3 protein-coding genes are annotated in these 19,450 nt (G+C 61.2%); 1 reads left to right on the plus strand and 2 read right to left on the minus strand.

Annotation, left to right across the window (positions count from 1 at the left end):
* Positions 1–10 precede the first annotated feature (10 nt).
* On the plus strand, positions 11–14,968 hold the full coding sequence (locus TX23_RS14430; protein WP_244885957.1) for a non-ribosomal peptide synthase/polyketide synthase: 14,958 nt from the start codon (positions 11–13) through the stop codon (positions 14,966–14,968).
* 150 nt (positions 14,969–15,118) lie between these two features.
* On the opposite strand, the gene TX23_RS14435 is transcribed toward TX23_RS14430, so the two are convergent.
* Positions 15,119–17,560 (minus strand): TonB-dependent siderophore receptor, encoded by a 2,442-nt coding sequence (locus TX23_RS14435; RefSeq protein ID WP_057702730.1) that lies wholly within the window; start codon positions 17,558–17,560, stop codon positions 15,119–15,121.
* A gap of 98 nt (positions 17,561–17,658) precedes the next feature.
* Entirely contained in the window at positions 17,659–19,311 is a 1,653-nt protein-coding gene (locus TX23_RS14440; RefSeq protein WP_057702731.1) for a cyclic peptide export ABC transporter, read from the minus strand.
* Between the last annotated feature and the right edge of the window lie 139 nt (positions 19,312–19,450).

Raw genomic sequence — 19,450 nt, forward strand, 5'->3', positions numbered from 1 at the left:
GGGGCGTGGCGTGCAAGCATTAATCGAGTCGGTAGGTTCACTTTCGGCGCAACAAAAGAAAGCATTGGCGGTAATGCTCAAGCAGCAAGGCATCAACCTGTTTGAGATTGCCCCGGTTTTCAAGCGCCAGGAAGGTGAGCCGCTACGGCTCTCTTATGCTCAGGAACGGCAATGGTTCTTGTGGCAACTGGAACCGCAGAGCGCTGCCTACCACGTACCAAGGGCCTTGCGCCTGAGCGGCTACCTGGATGTGGCCGCGTTGCAGCGCAGTTTTGACACGCTAGTGATGCGCCATGAAAGCCTGCGCACATATTTACAGGAGGACGGCGACAGCGCCTTGCAGGTTATTGCCGAGCAGGTGCGGGTTGAAGTTGCGCTGGTCGACGCCCAGGAAGGGCAGCTCAAAGACCTCATAGAAGCTGAAATAGCCCAGCCATTCGATTTGCAGCAAGGTCCGCTGTTGCGGGTCAAGCTGCTGCGCCTGGCGCCCGAGGAGCACGTGCTGGTGCTGGTGCAGCATCACATCGTGTCCGATGGCTGGTCGATGCAGGTGATGGTTGACGAGTTGGTCCAACTCTATGCCGCCTATATTCAGGGCCAAGACCTGCAATTGCCGGCTTTGCCGATTCAGTACGCCGACTATGCGCTCTGGCAGCGCAGTTGGATGGAGGCCGGTGAGCGCGAACGCCAACTGAGTTACTGGGTCGACATGCTCGGCGGCGAGCAACCGGTACTGGAAATGCCGATGGCCCGGCCACGCCCAGCAGTGCAGAGCTACCGTGGCGCGCGGCTTGACCTGACACTCGAAGCGTCGCTGGTGTCGGCCCTCAAGACCCTCGCGCAGCGTGAGGGCGTGACGGTTTTCATGCTGCTGTTGGCGTCGTTCCAGGCCGTGCTGCATCGCTACAGCGGTCAGGCTGACATCCGCATCGGTGTGCCGGTGGCCAATCGTAACCGGGTGGAAACCGAGCGGCTGATCGGTTTTTTCGTCAACACGCAAATTCTCAAGGCCGATATCGACGGCCAGATGACCTTTCGCGAGCTGCTGCAACAAACCCGCCAGCGCGCGGTGCAAGCCCAGGCTCATCAAGATTTGCCCTTCGAACAATTGGTGGAAGCGCTGCAGCCGGAACGTAGCCTGAGCTATAACCCGTTGTTCCAGGTCATGTTCAACCACCAGACCGACGCGCAGCGCAGTGGCGGCAGCGTCAAGGGCCTGCACGTGCAGGGTCTGGAGTGGGAAAGCAAAACGTCGCAGTTCGACCTTAACCTCGACACCCAGGAGTCAGCTGAGGGCATCCAGGCGTCATTGACCTATGCCACCGACCTGTTTGACGCGCCGGGCATGCAACGTTTCCTCGCGCATTGGCACCGCTTGCTGCACCTGGTGGTCCAGGACTGCAATGGCCGGGTCGGTGAACTGCCGTTGTTGGACGATAGTCAATGGCAGCAACTGGTGCGCGCCTGGAACCAGACGCATCAGGCATTCGCGCAGGATGTGGGTGTGCATCGCCTGTTGGAAGCCCAGGCGCAGGTCCGCCCGGACGCGACGGCGCTGATCTGCAATGGTCAGGCACTGAGCTACGCAGAACTGAACCAGCGCGCCAATCGCCTGGCCCACCGCTTGCGTGCGGCCGGTGTCGGCCCGGACGTGCTGGTGGCTGTGGCCCTGGAGCGCTCGGTGGACATGGTGCTGGCCTTGCTGGCGACCCTCAAGGCTGGTGGTGCCTATGTACCGCTTGACCCGCAGTTCCCGGCCGAACGCCTGGCGTTCATGCTTGAAGACAGTCGCGCACGTGTCCTATTGACTGCCGGCGACCTGCACGAACGCTTGCCACTGGCGGCCGACCAGCAGGTGCTGTTCATCAACGAGCAGGATGACGCGCGCCACAGCAGTGACAATCTGCTTATCGAGCTGACCGGCGAACACCTGGCTTATGTAATCTATACCTCTGGTTCCACCGGCAAGCCCAAGGGCGTAATGGTGCTCCATGGTGCGCTGAGCAGCTTCACCCAGGGCATGGCCAGTACCCTGGGCATTGCCGCCCAGGCGCGGCTACTGTCGTTGACCACGTTCTCTTTCGATATTTTCGCCCTTGAACTCTACGTTCCGCTGTCGGTGGGCGCCACGGTAGTCGTGGCGGACAAGTCGGTGTCCCAGGATCCTGAAGCGATCCTGAGCCTGCTGCATGACCAGGCGATCAACGTGGTGCAAGCCACGCCGTCGACCTGGCGCATGCTTCTGGACAGTGAGCGCCGCGCCTTGCTGCACGGGGTCCAGTGCCTGTGCGGCGGCGAAGCATTGCCGGCCGACCTGGCACAGCGAATGCTGGCGCAGCAGGGCACGGTATGGAACCTGTATGGCCCGACGGAAACCACTATCTGGTCGGCGGCCCACTCACTCGTGGAACCCTTGCCTTTTGTCGGTCGGCCGATTGCCAACACCTCTCTGTTTATCCTCAATGCCGAGCTCACGCCATGCCCGGTAGGCGTCAGCGGTGAACTGCTGATTGGTGGTGTCGGCCTGGCTCGGGGGTATCACGGCCGTGCGGCGTTGACCGCCGAACGCTTTGTACCTGATCCGTTCGCCCGCAGCGGCAAGCGGCTGTATCGCACGGGCGACCTGGCGCGTTATCACGAGGATGGCGTAGTCGAGTACATCGGTCGTGTCGATCATCAGGTCAAGGTGCGTGGGTTCCGTATTGAACTGGGCGAAATTGAGGCGTGTCTGCGCGAGCAGCATGCGATCCTTGAAGCCGTGGTGATGGCCGAGAATGACCAGCTTCTGGCGTATCTGGTGACGCACGCCGCGATATCGGAGGCCGAGCAGGGCGCTTTGCGTGAAACACTCAAGGTCGCCCTGCGCGGGGCACTGCCGGACTATATGGTGCCGGCGCATATGCTGTTCCTGGCACGTCTGCCGTTGACCCCCAACGGTAAGCTGGACCGCAAGGCATTGCCCAAGCCAGACGCCAGTTTGCTGCAAAAACGCTATGTCGCACCGGTCGGCGAGAAGGCCCGGCAAGTGGCGGCGATCTGGGCCGAAGTGCTCGGTGTGCCACAGGTCGGCCTGGAGGATCACTTCTTCGAGCTGGGCGGCCACTCGCTGCTTGCGACTCGCGTGGTGTCGCGGGTACGCCAGGCGCTGGCTATCGACGTGGCGCTCAAAAGCCTGTTTGAGCAGCCGGTGTTGGGGGCGTTTGTGCAGGCGCTGGGTGAGCAGGGCGCAGCCTTGGCACAGGTGACCCTGGCCGATCGCGAGCAGCCTTTGCTGCTGTCGTATGCCCAGGAGCGCCAGTGGTTCCTCTGGCAGTTGGAGCCTCAGAGCGCGGCCTACCATATTCCGGCCGCATTGCGCCTGCTGGGCACGCTCGATCGTGGTGCGCTGCAACGGGCCTTTGATACGTTGGTTCAACGCCATGAAACTCTGCGCACGGTGTTTTTCGCCGGCCCGGAGCAGACCGTCCAGCGCGTGCTTGAGCAGGCTGTTGCGGTCATCGACTATCAAGTGCTGGGCTCCACCGACCCAGTTCGCTTGCGAGCCTGGGTGGAAGGCGAAATCGCCCGGCCCTTTGACCTGCAGGCCGGGCCGCTGTTACGCATCAAACTGTTGCAACTGGGCGAGAATGAGCACGTATTGGTGCTGGTTCAACACCATATCGTGTCGGATGCCTGGTCGATGCAAGTGATGGTTGATGAGCTTGTCAGCCTGTATGCCTGTTACAGCCAGGGTCTTGCGCCGACATTGGCGGATCTGCCGATTCAATACGCCGACTATGCCCAATGGCAACGCACCTGGATGGAGGCGGGTGAAAAGGACCGTCAATTGGCCTACTGGCGTGCGCTCCTGGACGATGTGCAGCCAGTACTCGAATTGCCGCTGGATCGTCCGCGACCGGCCATGCAGAGCTACCAGGGGGCACGCCTGGATCTGGTGCTGGAGCCTTCGGTGGTCGAGGGTTTGCGCGCCCTGGCGCAGCGCGAGGGCGTGACGATGTTCATGCTGCTGCTCGCCTCCTTCCAGTCGTTGCTCTACCGCTACACCGGCCAGTCGGATATCCGTGTCGGCGTGCCCATCGCCAACCGTAACCGTCTGGAGACCGAGCAACTGATCGGCTTTTTCGTCAATACCCAGGTGCTCAAGGCCCAGATTGACGGGCACATGACCTTTGCCCGGTTGTTGCAGCAGGTCAAGGAACAGGCGCTGGGGGCCCAAGCCCATCAGGACTTGCCATTCGAACAACTGGTCGAGGCCCTGCAGCCTGAACGCAGCCTGAGCCACAACCCGTTGTTCCAAGTGATGTTCAACCATCAGTCCGCAGCCGACGCCAATCGTGACAGCCAGCAGTTGCCTGGCCTGTGCGTCGAAGGGCTGGCGTGGGACAGCCATACGGCGCATTTCGACCTGAGCCTGGATACCGAAGAAACTGCCGAAGGTCTGCTGGCTTCGTTGACCTATGCCACCGCGCTTTTCGACGCCAGTACCTTGCACCGCTTCGCCGCGCACTGGCAAAACCTGCTCCACAGCGTGGTGAGCGGGGCGCATGTGTGTGTCGCCGACTTGCCGATCCTGAGTGGCCGTGAACAGGCGCAGATCCTGTGCGAATGGAACCCGCCGCAACCGACACGTGCAGCCTGCAATAGCGTGTTAGACAAATTCGAACAACAGGTGGCGAGCCAGCCCGAGGCCATCGCGTTGATCATGGATCAGCGACGTATGAGCTATGCCGATCTCAACCTGCGGGCCAACCGCCTGGCGCACAAACTGATTGAGCAGGGTGTGAGCGCCGACGGCCTGGTCGGTGTGGCCGTTGATCGTTCGCTGGAAATGATCGTCGCGCTGCTGGCGGTGCTCAAGGCCGGCGGCGCCTACGTTCCGCTGGACCCGCAATACCCTCAGGACCGCCTGCAATGCATGATCGAAGACAGCGGTTTGCAGTTGTTGCTGACCCAGCAGGCGCTGCTCGAACGCCTGCCGATCAGCACTGGCCTGGCGTTGATTTGCCTGGAGCCTGACCAGGAATGGCTGGCCGAGTACCCGTCGACTGACCCCGCGGTGCGCGCATTCTCCTCTAACCTGGCGTACTTGATGTTCACCTCCGGCTCGACCGGGCGACCCAAGGGCGTTGGCATCGACCAGGGTTCGTTGGCGCGCCATGTCGAAGTGTTTATCGAGCTGTTCGAGCTGACCGCGGCTGATCGCGTACTGCAGTTCGGCACTTTCAACTTCGATGGATTTGTCGAACAACTCTACCCAGCGCTGTGCTGTGGTGCTGCGGTTGTAGTGCGCGGCGGTGAGTTGTGGGACAGCGACACGTTCTACACCCAACTGATCGAACATGATATTTCGGTGGTCGACCTCACCACCGCTTATTGGCACTTGATTGCGCGCGATTTTGCCGAGCGTGGGGTGCGCGATTACGGTCGCCTGCGTCAGGTGCATGCAGGCGGTGAAGCAATGCCGCCAGAAGGGCTGGCCTCCTGGCGTGATGCCGGGCTGGGCCACGTGCGGCTGTTCAACACCTATGGTCCGACGGAAGCAACCGTCACCGTTACTGCTTTGGATTGCGCAGGCTATGTGGATGGCAGCGAAGCCGTTACGCAGATGATGCCGATCGGCCGCGTATTGGACGGTCGCGCTATTTACTTGCTGGACGCGAGCCTGAATCCGGTGCCTGTGGGGGTGGCCGGTGAGTTGGTGATTGGCGGGCCTTTACTGGCACGCGGTTACTTTAACCGTGCAGCGCTGACGGCCGAGCGATTTATCCCCGATCCCTTCGATCCGGCAGGCGGGCGTCTGTACCGCACCGGCGACCTGGCTCGCTATCGTGCCGACGGGGTGATCGAATACATCGGCCGCATTGATCACCAAGTCAAGGTGCGTGGCTTCCGTATCGAGTTGGGTGAAATAGAATCGCGCCTGCTCGCTCAGGACTGTGTGCGCGAAGCACTGGTGATTGCCGCCGACCAGCAACTGATCGCCTACCTGGTCACGCACCAGCCGCAAGCCGAGCTGGCGGCATTGCGTGAGCAGATTCGCGCAAGCCTGGGTGACGAGCTACCGGACTACATGGTACCGGCGCATTTCATGTTCCTGGAACGGTTGCCGTTGAGCCCCAACGGTAAGCTGGACCGCCATGCCCTGCCTCGCCCGCAGGTGAGCCAGGCGGCCCGGCAGTGGGTGGCGCCGGTCAGTGAGCTGGAGCAGCAGGTTGCCGCGATCTGGGCTGATATTCTCGGTGTCGAGCGCATCGGGCTGGGCGACCACTTCTTCGAACTGGGCGGTCATTCATTACTGGCTATGCAAGTGGCTTCGCGCCTGCGGCACAACCTGGGGATCGAGTTGCCGTTGCGGGTACTGTTCGAGCAGCCACGCCTGGAAGGGTTTGTGGCCGCGCTGCACACCGAAGGCAAACGTGGCGGTGCGGCAGCGCCGGCGTTGGTGCCGGCTTCGCGTGATCTGCCGTTGGTATTGTCCTATGCCCAGGAGCGCCAGTGGTTCCTCTGGCTGCTGGACCCCGAAAACGCGGCCTACCACGTGCCCAGCGCCTTGCGCCTCAAGGGGCAGTTGGACCTGCCTGCGCTGCAGCGCAGCTTCGATGCGATAGTGGCGCGTCATGAAAGCCTGCGCACCCATCTGCATCAGGGCGACGAGCAGACCGTGCAGGTCATCCTGCCGCAGGCACGTGTCGAGATTGCGTTGGTCCACAGCGATCAAGCGCAGGTCAAGGCGCAGGTCGAGGCCGAAATTGCCCGGCCGTTCAACCTGCAAGCGGGGCCGCTGCTACGCGCCACGCTGCTGCGCCTGAGCGACGACGAGCATGTGTTGGTGCTGGTCCAGCACCACATCGTCTCTGACGGTTGGTCGATGCAGATCATGGTCGATGAACTGGTGCAGTTGTACAGCGCCTACAGCCAGGGCCATGACCTGCAACTGCCGGCCTTGCCGATTCAGTACGCAGATTACGCCCGTTGGCAGCGCGAGTGGATGGACGCGGGTGAAAAAGAGCGGCAACTGGCCTATTGGCAGGATTTGCTGGGTGGCGAACAACCCGTGCTTGAGCTGCCTTTGGACCACCAGCGCCCGGCCGAGCAAAGCCATCGCGGCGCTCGCCTGTTGGTGGAGCTGCCACCTGCTTTGGTCTCAGAGCTCAAGGGCTTGGCGCAGCGCGAAGGAGTGACGATGTTCATGCTGTTGCTGGCCTCGTTCCAGGCATTGATGCACCGCTACAGTGGCCAGGAAGATGTGCGCGTCGGCGTGCCGATTGCCAACCGCAACCGGGTCGAGACAGAGAGGTTGCTGGGTTTCTTCGTCAACACGCAGGTGCTCAAGGCCGATATCGACGCGCAGACCTCGGTGCTGCAACTGTTGCAGCAGGTCCGGCGACGTGCGTTGCAAGCCCAGGACCATCAGGACCTGCCGTTCGAACAACTGGTGGAAGCGCTGCAACCGGAGCGCAGCCTGAGTCTCAACCCGCTGTTCCAAGTGATGTTCAACCATCAGACCGAAGCGCGGCTGGGCGGCAACGAACATCAATTATCTGCATTACGTGTCGAAGGCCTGGAGTGGGAGAGCCAGACTGCGCACTTCGATCTGGACTTGGATGTGCATGAAGGCACCGACGGCATCTGGGCAACGCTGGGTTACGCCACCGATCTGTTCAATGCCTCGACCATCGAGCGCATGGCCCGTCACTGGCAGAACCTGCTGCAAGGCATGGTTACCCATCCTCAGCAGAGCATTGGCCACTTGAACCTGCTCGACCCGGCTGAGCGCCAGCAGATCCTGCAACTGTGGGACCGTACAGCGTCAGGCTTTTCTGCCCGACAACTGGTTCATGAGCTGTTCGCCGAGCGTGCTTGGCAAAACCCCGAAGCGGTGGCGGTGAAGTTCGATGCACAGATACTGACCTACGGCGAGCTGGACCGCCAGGCCAACCGCTTGGCCCACGCGCTGATTGCCCGTGGTGTCGGCCCGGAAGTGCGGGTGGCCATCGCCATGCCGCGCAGTGCCGAGATCATGGTGGCGTTCCTCGCGGTGATGAAAGCCGGTGGCGTCTACGTGCCACTGGATGTGGAATACCCACGTGATCGCTTGCTGTACATGATGCAAGACAGCCGTGCCAAGTTGCTGCTGACCCATTCGGCGGTGCAGCAACAACTGCCGATTGCCGAGGGCCTGGACAGCCTGGCCATCGACGATCTCAAGGCATGGGTGCACTACCGCGATGTGGCGCCGCGGGTCCAATTACACGGCGACAACCTGGCCTACGTGATCTACACCTCCGGTTCCACCGGTTTACCCAAGGGCGTGGCGGTGTCACACGGTCCGCTGGTGGCGCATATCATCGCCACTGGTGAGCGCTATGAAACCTCACCGGCCGATTGCGAACTGCACTTCATGTCCTTTGCCTTCGACGGTTCCCACGAAGGCTGGATGCACCCGCTGATCAACGGCGCCAGCGTGTTGATCCGTGACGACAGCCTGTGGCTGCCGGAATACACCTACGAGCAGATGCACCGCCATAACGTGACCATGGCGGTGTTCCCGCCGGTGTACCTGCAGCAGTTGGCCGAACATGCCGAGCGCGACGGCAATCCACCGGCAGTGCGGGTGTACTGCTTTGGCGGTGATGCCGTTGCTCAAGCCAGCTATGACCTGGCGTGGCGCGCGCTGAAGCCTAAATACCTGTTCAACGGCTACGGCCCGACGGAAACCGTGGTCACACCGCTGTTGTGGAAGGCCCGTAAAGGTGATCCCTGCGGCGCTGTCTACGCGCCCATCGGCACCTTGCTGGGCAACCGCAGCGGTTACGTTCTGGATGCGCAACTGAATCTGCAACCCATCGGTGTGGCCGGTGAGTTGTACCTGGGTGGCGAGGGCGTGGCCCGGGGTTATCTGGAGCGTCCGGCACTGACTGCCGAGCGTTTCGTGCCAGACCCGTTCGGCAAGCCCGGCAGCCGCGTGTATCGCAGCGGTGACCTGACGCGTGGGCGTCCGGATGGGGTAGTCGATTACCTCGGCCGCGTCGACCACCAAGTGAAGATCCGTGGTTTTCGCATCGAGCTTGGCGAAATCGAAGCGCGCCTGCGCGAACAGGAAAATGTCGGTGAAACCGTGGTGGTGGCCCAGGAAGGCCCGACCGGTAAACAACTGGTGGCCTATGTAGTACCGGCAGATGCCAGCCTGGCCAATCAAACCGAGTTCCGCGAGAGCCTGCGCCGCGCCCTGAAAAACCGGCTGCCGGATTACATGGTGCCGACTTACTTCATGTTCCTCGCGCAGATGCCATTGACCCCCAACGGCAAACTCGACCGCAAAGGCTTGCCGCAACCGGACGTCAGCCTGTTGCAGCAAGCCTACGTGGCACCGCAGAGCGAGCTGGAGCTGCGTCTTGCGGCGATCTGGGCCGATGTGTTGCGCCTGCCGCAAGTGGGCCTGAACGACAACTTCTTCGAGTTGGGCGGGGATTCGATCATCTCGATCCAAGTGGTCAGCCGAGCGCGGCAGGCCGGTATCCGCTTCACGCCCAAGGACCTGTTCCTGCACCAGACCGTACAAAGCCTGGCCGGTGTTGCGCGCCAGGGTGTCGAAGGGCCGGGCATCAGCCAGGCTGCCTTGAGCGGGGAGACGATGCTGCTACCGATCCAGCAAACGTTCTTTTCCGATGACATTTGCGAGCGCCATCACTGGAACCAGTCGGTGGTGCTACAGCCCCATGAGCATCTTGAAGCAGCCACCCTGACGCAGGCCCTCCAGGCGTTGCTCGTCCACCACGATGCCCTGCGTTTGCAGTTCATCCAGGGCGCGGGTGGCTGGCAGGGCGTGTATCGCAGTGCCGATCAGCACCAGGCAGACGCAGTGCTGTGGCAACGCGCTGTGCACGACATTGACGCGTTCACAACGCTGGGTGAGGAGGCGCAACGCAGCCTTGACCTCACTCACGGCCCCTTGATGCGTGCGGTGCTGGCGCAACTGGGCGACGGTTCCCAGCGTTTGCTCCTGGTCATCCATCATCTGGTAGTAGATGGCGTGTCGTGGCGGATCCTGCTCGAAGACCTGCAGACTGCCTACCGCCAGCTGGCCTGTGGCGCGGCGGTAGTATTGCCGGGCAAGACCAGCTCGGCCCGCGACTGGGCCTTGCGCCTGCAGCAGCACGCCCAAAGCGAAGCGTTGACCCTCGAGCTGGAAGGTTGGCAGACCCGGTTGCAGGGCGCCGAGACTGATCTGCCGGGTGCCCGGCCGGGTGCTAGCTTGAGCAATCGCCATGCGGCCAGTGCGACTACTCATCTGGACGCCACTCACACCCGTCGTTTGTTGCAGGAGGCACCTGCAGCCTATCGCACCCAGATCAACGATTTGCTGCTCACGGCGCTGGCCCGCGTGATCGGGCGCTGGACCGGACACGCGTCGACCCTGATCCGCCTGGAAGGGCATGGTCGCGAAGACCTGTTCGACGATGTCGACCTGACCCGCACGGTTGGCTGGTTCACCAGCATCTACCCGGTCAAGCTGACGCCTGCGCAAACCCTGGAGGACTCGCTGAAGGGTATCAAAGAGCAGTTGCGCGCAATTCCCGACAAAGGCCTGGGCTTTGGTGCGTTGCGCTTCCTGGGGCCAGCACCGGTACGTGAAGTCCTGGCTCGCCTGCCCCAGCCGCGTATTACCTTCAACTACCTGGGCCAGTTCGACACCAGCTTTGAGGGCGCGCAGGAGCAGGGGTTTTTCGCGCCATCCGGTGATGCTGCCGGCGCCGATCAAAGCCCCGAGGCATCCTTGGGCAACTGGTTGGAAATCAACGGCCAGGTGTATGGCGGTGAGCTGAACCTGACGTGGAGTTTCAGCCAGGATATGTTCGAGCCGCAGAGCATCCAGGCATTAGCCGACGCCTATTCCGATGAACTCAAGGCCCTGATCGAGCATTGCTGCCAGCCTGAAAGCGTTGGCGCAACGCCGTCGGATTTCCCGCTCGCACACTTGAGTCAAGCGCAGTTGGATGGCTTGGTGCTGCCCTTGAACCGTGTCGAAGACATCTACCCGTTGTCACCGATGCAACAGGGCATGCTGTTTCAATCTCTGTATGGCCAGGGTTCCGGCGACTACATCAACCAGATGCGCGTCGACGTGCAGGGGCTGGATGTCGCACGGTTTCAGGCAGCCTGGCAGGTGGCCGTGGAGCACCACGCGATCCTGCGCACGGCATTCATCTGGCAGACCGAGCTCGGGCAGCCGCTGCAAGTGGTTTATAAGTCGGTGCGCGTGCCGTTGGTCGAGCACGATTGGCAACATCGAGTTGATCGCCTTGAGGCCCTCGATGCACTGGCTCAGTCCGCACGTACCGAAGGCTTTGTGCTTGAGCAGGCACCTTTGCTGAGCCTGGTGGTGGTGCGTACCGGTGCCGACACTCATCATCTGATTTACACCAACCATCATATCCTGATGGACGGCTGGAGTGCCTCCCAATTGTTTGGCGAGGTCATGCAGTACTACGCGGGCGAGTCGCCGCGTGCGCCGAATGGGCGTTATCGTGACTACATCGCCTGGTTGCAGGCCCAGGATCCGGCCACCAGCGAAACGTTCTGGAAGGCCCAGCTTGTCGGCCTGCAGGAGCCAACACGACTGTCGCGGGGGCGCAGGCATGAGCAGGCCGTGGCCCAGGTCAACGGCATTCACCGGCTGAGCCTGGGACAGGCGGCCACCGAGCAGCTCAAGGCGTTTGCCCAAGGCCATAAGGTCACCCTTAATACCCTGGTGCAGAGCGCATGGCTGCTGTTGCTGCAACGCCATACCGGTCTCGACACGGTGGCCTTCGGCGCGACGGTGGCGGGGCGCCCGGCCGAGTTGGCAGGCATCGAGCAGCAGGTCGGCCTGTTCATCAATACGTTGCCTGTGATAGCGGCGCCCAGCCCACAATTGAGCGTGGATACCTGGTTGCAGCAGGTACAGGCGCAAAACCTGCGGTTGCGCGAACAGGAGCACACGCCGCTGTTTGACATCCAGCGCTGGGCCGGCCTGGCAGGCGAAGCGTTGTTCGACAGCATCCTGGTGTTCGAAAACTACCCGGTGTCTGAGGCCCTGGAGCAGGGAGCCCCGGCCGGCTTGCATTTTGGTGCGATGGACAGCCTGGAACAGACTCACTACCCCTTGACCGTCTTGCTGGCCATGGGCGACAGCCTGGCCGTGGAGTTCAACTACGATCACGCCGCGTTCGGTGAGCAGGATATTGCCCATCTGGCCGAGCATTTTCAGCAGTTGCTGCAGGCGTTGACGTTGGCACATGTGAAGCGGCTGGCAGACTTGCCGTCGTTGCCCGATGCCCAGCGCAAGCTGATCGTCGACGACTGGAATGCGACCGCACGCGAGTACCCGCTGCATCGCGGCGTGCACGAGCTGATCGAATATCAGGTCGCGCTGACGCCGGACGCGCCGGCGTTGGCATTCGGGGCGCAGCGCCTGAGTTACAGCCAATTGAACTGCCGCGCCAACCGCCTGGCGCATCGTTTGGTTGAGGCGGGCGTGGGCCCGGATGTGCTGGTCGGCCTGGCTGTCGAACGCTCCATCGATATGGTCGTCGGCCTGCTGGCGGTGCTCAAGGCCGGTGGCGCCTACGTGCCGCTAGACCCGGAATACCCGCGTGAGCGCCTGGCCTACATGCTTGCTGATAGCGGTGTAAAACTGCTGCTGACTCAGGCGCACCTGCACGAGCAACTGCCGATTCCACACGGAGTACAAACCCTGGTATTGGGTGAGGGTGGCGTAGAGACTTACAGTGAGGCAAACCCGGGCGTCACGCTCGATGGCGAAAACCTCGCCTACGTGATCTACACTTCCGGCTCTACCGGCCAGCCCAAAGGCGCGGGTAACCGCCATTGCGCATTGACCAACCGCCTGTGCTGGATGCAGCAAGCGTATGCCCTGGAGGTGGGCGATACCGTGTTGCAGAAAACCCCGTTCAGTTTTGACGTATCGGTATGGGAGTTCTTCTGGCCGCTGATGACCGGCGCACGCCTGGTGATCGCGGCGCCCGGTGACCATCGTGATCCGGGCAAGCTGATTGAGCTAATCAATCGGGAACAGGTCACCACCCTGCATTTCGTGCCGTCCATGCTGCAAGCGTTCTTGCTCGATACCAAGGTGTCGTCCTGCACCAGCCTGCAGCGTATCGTGTGCAGTGGCGAGGCGTTGCCGGTGGATGCGCAGCAACAAGTGTTCGCCAAGTTGCCGCAGGCCGGGCTCTACAACCTGTATGGCCCGACCGAGGCGGCCATCGACGTGACCCACTGGACCTGCCTGGACGAAGGGCGTGATGCTGTACCGATCGGCAAGCCGATCGCCAACCTGGGTTGCTATGTGCTGGACAGCCATTTCGAGCCTGTCCCGGCGGGTGTGTTGGGTGAGTTGTTCCTCGGCGGTGTCGGGCTGGCGCGCGGTTATCACCGTCGCCCGGGCCTGACGGCGGAGCGTTTTATCGCTCACCCGTTCATCCAGGGCGAGCGCCTGTACCGTACCGGCGACCTGGCCCGCTATCGCGCAGACGGCGTGATCGAATACGCCGGGCGTATCGACCACCAAGTCAAGCTGCGTGGCTTGCGTATCGAGTTGGGTGAAATCGAAGCGCGGTTGCTGGAGCACGATTGGGTGCGTGAGGCGGCGGTGCTGGCGGTGGACGACAAACACTTGGTGGGTTACCTGGTGTTGCAGGAGCAGGGTGATGATTGGCGTGAAGTCATCAGTGCCCACCTGGCGGTGCACCTGCCGGATTACATGGTGCCGGCGCAGTGGTTGGTAGTGGACCAGATGCCACTGGGCCCCAACGGTAAACTGGACCGCAGGGCATTGCCAAAGCCGGACACGCAGTCAACCTGGCGTTTTGAAGCACCACAGACCGAGCTGGAACAGAAAATTGCTGCGATCTGGAGCGATGTATTAAGCGTGGAGTCGGTGGGCCTGAACGACAACTTCTTTGAGTTGGGTGGCCACTCGCTGTTGGTGTTGATGCTCAAGGAGAGGATTCGCAAGGCCAGCGGTATTGGTCTTTCAGTCAGCCAGTTGATGCTCAACCCGACCGTGCGCGCTCAGGTCGGTTGCCTGCAAGGCACGACGCGCCGATCGCTGTTGGTACCTCTTAACGGCTGTACCCAAGGCACGCCGCTGTACCTGTTTCACCCCAGCTACGGTTCGGTGCACTGTTACAAAGCCGTGGCCCTGGCATTGCGGGAGCAACGGCCAGTGGTGGGGGTGATCTGCCGTGCGTTGGCCGAGGAGGGCGCCGAAGTACCCTCCTGGTCGGAGATGATCGAAGACTACACCGGGCAGTTGCTGGAGGCGCAGCCTGAGGGGGCCTTCCATTTGGCCGGCTGGTCATTGGGTGGCAACCTCGCGGTCGAGGTCGCTTACGGCCTGGAGCAAGCAGGGCGGCAGGTGGAGTTCGTCGGCTGGATCGACGCTTCGCCACCGCGCTGGCTCACCCGATATTGGGACGCAGCCGTCACCACCGATGACAGCGAGGTTTGCGATAACGAACGGCGTGTGGCGTTGCTCGGGGAGATGTTCCCGGCGTTTGCCGAGGCAATTCACACCACTTGGCAGGCTGTTCAGGTAACCCGCGTTGATCAAGGCGAGCAGTGGGCACATTTCCTTGAATGGGCCGAGGCAACCCTGGGTGAAGCCTTTGGCGACATCAAACAAGAACTATTGGCCGGCAGCGAGGCGCAGGTTTCCTGGGAGGTTGACCGTGCGTTGTTCAAGCGCATGGAGCAGGCTGATTTCAAGCCACTCAAGGCGCCAGTGAGTTGCTGGTGGGCGGCGATGAGCCGTGCGGGCCAGCACAAGGCGTTGATCGAAGCCAGCATGGAAAGGACGATTGGCGGGGCGTGTGTGGTGCGCTCGGTGATGATTGACGTGGACCATGAACGCATCATCGACAACGCCGAGTTCGTGCGCAGCTTTGTGACAGCCATGGAGTAATCGCTGGCAAACCAGAAAGCCCCAGGTCACCCGCAGTGACCTGGGGCTTTTTCATGGGTTGCGGTTGATGAACCGTCACCCATAAAAAACACCCTGTAAAGGCTGGGCCTGCACAGGGTGTTGGGTGTTGCGGATGTTCAGCCCGTCAGATCAGAAGTCCCAGCGGGTCGACAGCATCACATTGCGTGGGTCGCCGGCATACGACGACGTGTAGAAGCCAATGTTGGTGTAGTACCGCTTGTCGAACACGTTGTTGACGTTGACCGTGGCGGACAGGTTTTTGCTGATCTGGTAGCGCGCCATGGCGTCGACCAACCAGTACGGGTCTTGTGAGAACCGCTGGGTGGCACTCTTGCCGCGGTTGTAGACGTCTTGCCAGGCTTCGCCCTGCCAGCGTGCACCGCCGCCGAGGGTGAGCTTGTCGAGTGCACCGGTGAACTTGTAGCTGGTGTAGAAGTTCAGTTGGTCCTGAGGTTCCCACGTAGAGAACTTCTTGCCGTCGTCATCACGAATCACTTTGTGGGTGTAGCCAGCCTGTACTTGCCACCCAGGCGCCAGTTCTCCGGAGATCTCGGCTTCATAACCCTTGGTCGTGGCCTGGACGCCCTTGTAGGCCCACTCGACGGGCGAGTTGGCCGGCATATTGTTGTTGTACTCGGTGTCTTCCTCGGCGCGATTGGACTCGTGAATCTCGAAGTAGGCGAGGCTGGCGTTCAAGCGGCCATCATAGAACTCACCCTTCACGCCCAGCTCATAGTTCTCGCCTTCGTCCGGCTCGACCATCTTGTTGTTGCGGTCTGGCCGCAGCTGTTGCGGCATGAAGATCGAGGTATAGCTGCCGTACAGTGAGAAGTTGTCGTTGAGGTCGTACACCACGCCCGCATAAGGAATGAGTTTGCCGGTCTCACGTGAATCGTTGGTGCCGGTCACCCTGTAGTCCGTCAAGCGTGAACCAAGCAACAGGGACAGGTCGTCGGTGAGGCTCAGGCGTGTCGAGAAGTAGACGGCAGCCTGGCGGGTGATGTCGTCCTTCTCATGGGCCGGGCCCCAGGCCGGCTCCAGGCTGTCACCGTTCCACTCATAGAGAGGGAAGTTGTTGCTGTCCCGGTAAGTCGCTTCATAGCCGTAATAGTCATTGCCTTCCCAATGCGAGCGCGAGACCGAAGAGCCGACGACCAGTTGATGTTCACGTCCTCCCAGGTTGAACGGCCCGGAAAGATAGAAGTCACCGTTGTTGCTGATAGTCTTGCCAGTGAACTTGGAGCCGTAGACTGACGCTCTGTCGGTTGATCCATCAATGGGTGAAGCGTAGCCCAGTGGCGCGTTATAGCCATTCAACTGGTTGCTGTAGTTGGCCTTGGCGATCCAGCCGTTATCCAGGGCATGCTCCAGGGTCGTGAATACGCTGCGGCTGTATTGGCCCCAACTGCTCCATTTGGGGCCGTTGTTGTAACCCCGGTCGAACTTGATTTCGTTACCTTGCCCATCAAACAGGGAACGGCTTCCCGACCAACTCGAACCTTTTGGGTCGTTGTTCTGATAGTCGGCGCCGACGGTCAGTAGGGTGTCCGGCGACAGGTCGAATTCAAGGATGCCGTAGTAGACATTGGTCTTGCGTTCATAGTGGTCGATGAACGAATGCTTGTCCTGATACGCCACCACAGCGCGGCCGCGCACGTTGCCGCTGTCGGTCAACGGGCCGCTCACATCCAGCTCCGAGCGGTAGTTGTCCCACGAGCCTGCACCGACGCTCACATGGCCCTGGAATTCAGCGGTGGGTTTCTTGCGCACCAGGTTGATGGTGCCCCCAGGGCCGCCGGCGCCGGTCATCAGGCCAGTGGTGCCCTTGAGGATTTCGACCCGGTCGTAGATCGCCATGTCGCTCAACGTCTGGCCGGCCGAGTAGCCTTCGTTACGTGTGGTGGGCACACCGTCGTACTGGAAGTTCTGGATCGGAAAGCCGCGGGAGTAGTAGTTGGTTCGCTCGCTGTCGAAGGTGGAAACGGTGATGCCTGGGGTGTGGCGCATCACGTCATCTATGCCGTTCAGGCCGAAGTCATCCATGGTCTGGCGGGTCACCACGGAAATTGACTGAGGTGTCTCGCGTGGGGTCAGTACCATCTTGGTGGCCGTAGCGATGGTGCCCGGCGTGTAGGAACCGGAGCCTTCGGTGATAGTGCCCAGTTGGTTGGCATTGATCTGGGTCGCACCCAGTTCCAAGGCGCCGGTGCCTGAACCGGGCGCGTTGATGATCACCGAGCTGCCTTGCAGGCTGTAGCTGACGCCTGTCCCACTCAGCAGGCGTTCGATTGCGGCCGTTGGCTCCATCTTTCCGTTGACGGCGCTGCTGTGTTTGCCTTTGACGGTCTCAGGGCTGTACAGGATCTGCAGGTCAGCCTGTTGACCGAACACCTGCAGTGCCGTGCTCAAAGGCTGCGCCGGGATGTTCAGCTCGAACTCTTGCGCTTGAACATAACCCGCCACCGGCAGGCTGACCGCAAGGGCCAGCGCACTGGGCAGAACGTTTAATTTCAAGGCCCGTCGCATGGTTACTGCGGTGCTCAACGGGCTGAAGGCAAGCCGTACTGGCATGGATTTTTCTCTTTTTGAGTGTTGGCAGATGAGTTCTTAATGCGGTTAATTCTCATTAATGCATATGAGACGTTCCCACTCGCATAAACCGGAAAAATTTATGCCGGTTCCAGTTCTGCAATGACTTTCCCAGCACTCAAGCGCACCAACTGGTCGGCAATATCGAAGTAACGGTCGTCATGACTGATCACAATGATGGTCTTGCCCAGACGCTTGAGGTCTGGCAGTAGCTCGGTATAGAAGACGCGGCGGAAGGCCGGGTCCTGGTCGGCGGCCCATTCGTCGAACACCAGCACCGGGCGTTCTTCCAGCCAGGCATTCACCAGGGCCAGGCGTTTGCGCTGCCCGGTAGAGAGGTCGGTGGTGCTGAACACGCCGTCCTTGACGCTGACCTTGTGCGCGATTTCCAGGCGTTCCAGGTACTTGGCGGCGCTGTCCAGCGATTGAGTGGCACTGCCTTGGACCAGGTCATCGAACAAGTAGTAGTCGGCGAATACCGTAGTGAACAATTGGCGGTAGTCGTCGCGTGCCGGGTCGGTCACGGTTTCGCCGTTGAGGCGAATTTCGCCGGCGTGGGGTTGATACAGGCCCAGCAACAGCTTGATCAGCGTGGTCTTGCCGCAACCGTTCTCGCCGACGATAAATACGATATCGCCCTGCTTGATGCTCAGGTTGATCGGCCCCAGGTGGAACGGCTGGCTGCCTTGCACTGGCGGCGGGCTGTAGCTCACGCCGCGCAATTCCAGGCTGTGCACCACGGGTGTGGGCGCTTCGCTGCCGTCCATCAGCAAGTGCGGCTCGGGGGAGGAGAAGCGTTCGGACAGTTCGGTAATGCGTGCAAACGCGATGCGTGCCTTGCCGATGATCGGCAGGTAACCCACCACATGTTCCAGCGGGCCCTTCATGTACAGCAGCACCAGCACGAAACCTGTGATCACCGCCGGGTCCGGGTTTGGGTTGTAGGCTTGCATCGCCAGGGCCAGGCCGATGACGACGAAAAAGAGCATCGAGCCGAAGGTCTTGGCGACAATATAGATGTTCACCGAGCGCACTTGGATGTCGCTGATGCGGTCGGCGGTTTCCTGGATGCGGTGAGTGTTCATGCGGTAGCGGCGCGGTCGATGGATGCGCAGCTCCTTGGCGCCTGAGGCGATTGCCGAATAGTAGCGTTGCAGCTCGTCTTCCTGATCACGGGCCTCGTCGAAGCCACGAATGCCTTTTGCGCCGGCAATGAACTGCACGCTGCTGCCAATGATGATTGCCACCACCATCATCAGGAACATCGGCACCGACAGGTAAGCCAGGTAGCCAAGGCAACCCAGCGTCACGGTTGTTGCGATGGCCAGCGGGGTGAAGGCGAAGGAGAAATCGCTGATAGTGTCGACGTCATGGGTCAGTACCGGGATAAGACGGTGAGAGCGATACTGTTCGATCTGTTCGATGGGCGCTGACAGCACTTTTTCGCCGAGATCCTTGCGCAGGGCGGCGATGATCCGCTGGCCCACATAATTGGTGCCGATATCGGAGACGATTGAGCTGGTCAGGGCCAATAGGCAAAGGGCGGCGAAGGTCAGGATCACTCCCTGTGTCATACCGGTGGATGAGTGCAAGGCAGTATTGATGGTCGCCAACAGCAACGTGATGGCCAGGCCACCCGCCATACCGAGGGCGACGGAGACCGTCACAATGGTGCGAAAGGGCCTGAGCAATGCGAGCAAACCTTTGAAGGCGCCGCGCTTGGGGTCGGTCATAAATACTTCCCGGAAAATGAAAAAGTGGGGGCTGGGCACACAGACCCTTACCCATGACAAACGAAGCATCGGCGTGACTATTTAGCTCGGTGCGCCAGGCGGTGGCAGTGAGCGATAAATTGCCTGGGGCCTGGTTCGT

Source organism: Pseudomonas paralactis (genome assembly GCF_001439735.1).
Taxonomy (GTDB): Bacteria; Pseudomonadota; Gammaproteobacteria; order Pseudomonadales; family Pseudomonadaceae; genus Aquipseudomonas; species Aquipseudomonas paralactis.

What these genes read in the sequence shown, in the direction of transcription:
- TX23_RS14440 (WP_057702731.1), bottom strand. Translation starts at nt 19,311, where the DNA reads ATGACCGACCCCAAGCGCGGCGCCTTCAAAGGTTTGCTCGCATTGCTC.
- TX23_RS14435 (WP_057702730.1), bottom strand. Translation starts at nt 17,560, where the DNA reads ATGCCAGTACGGCTTGCCTTCAGCCCGTTGAGCACCGCAGTAACCATG.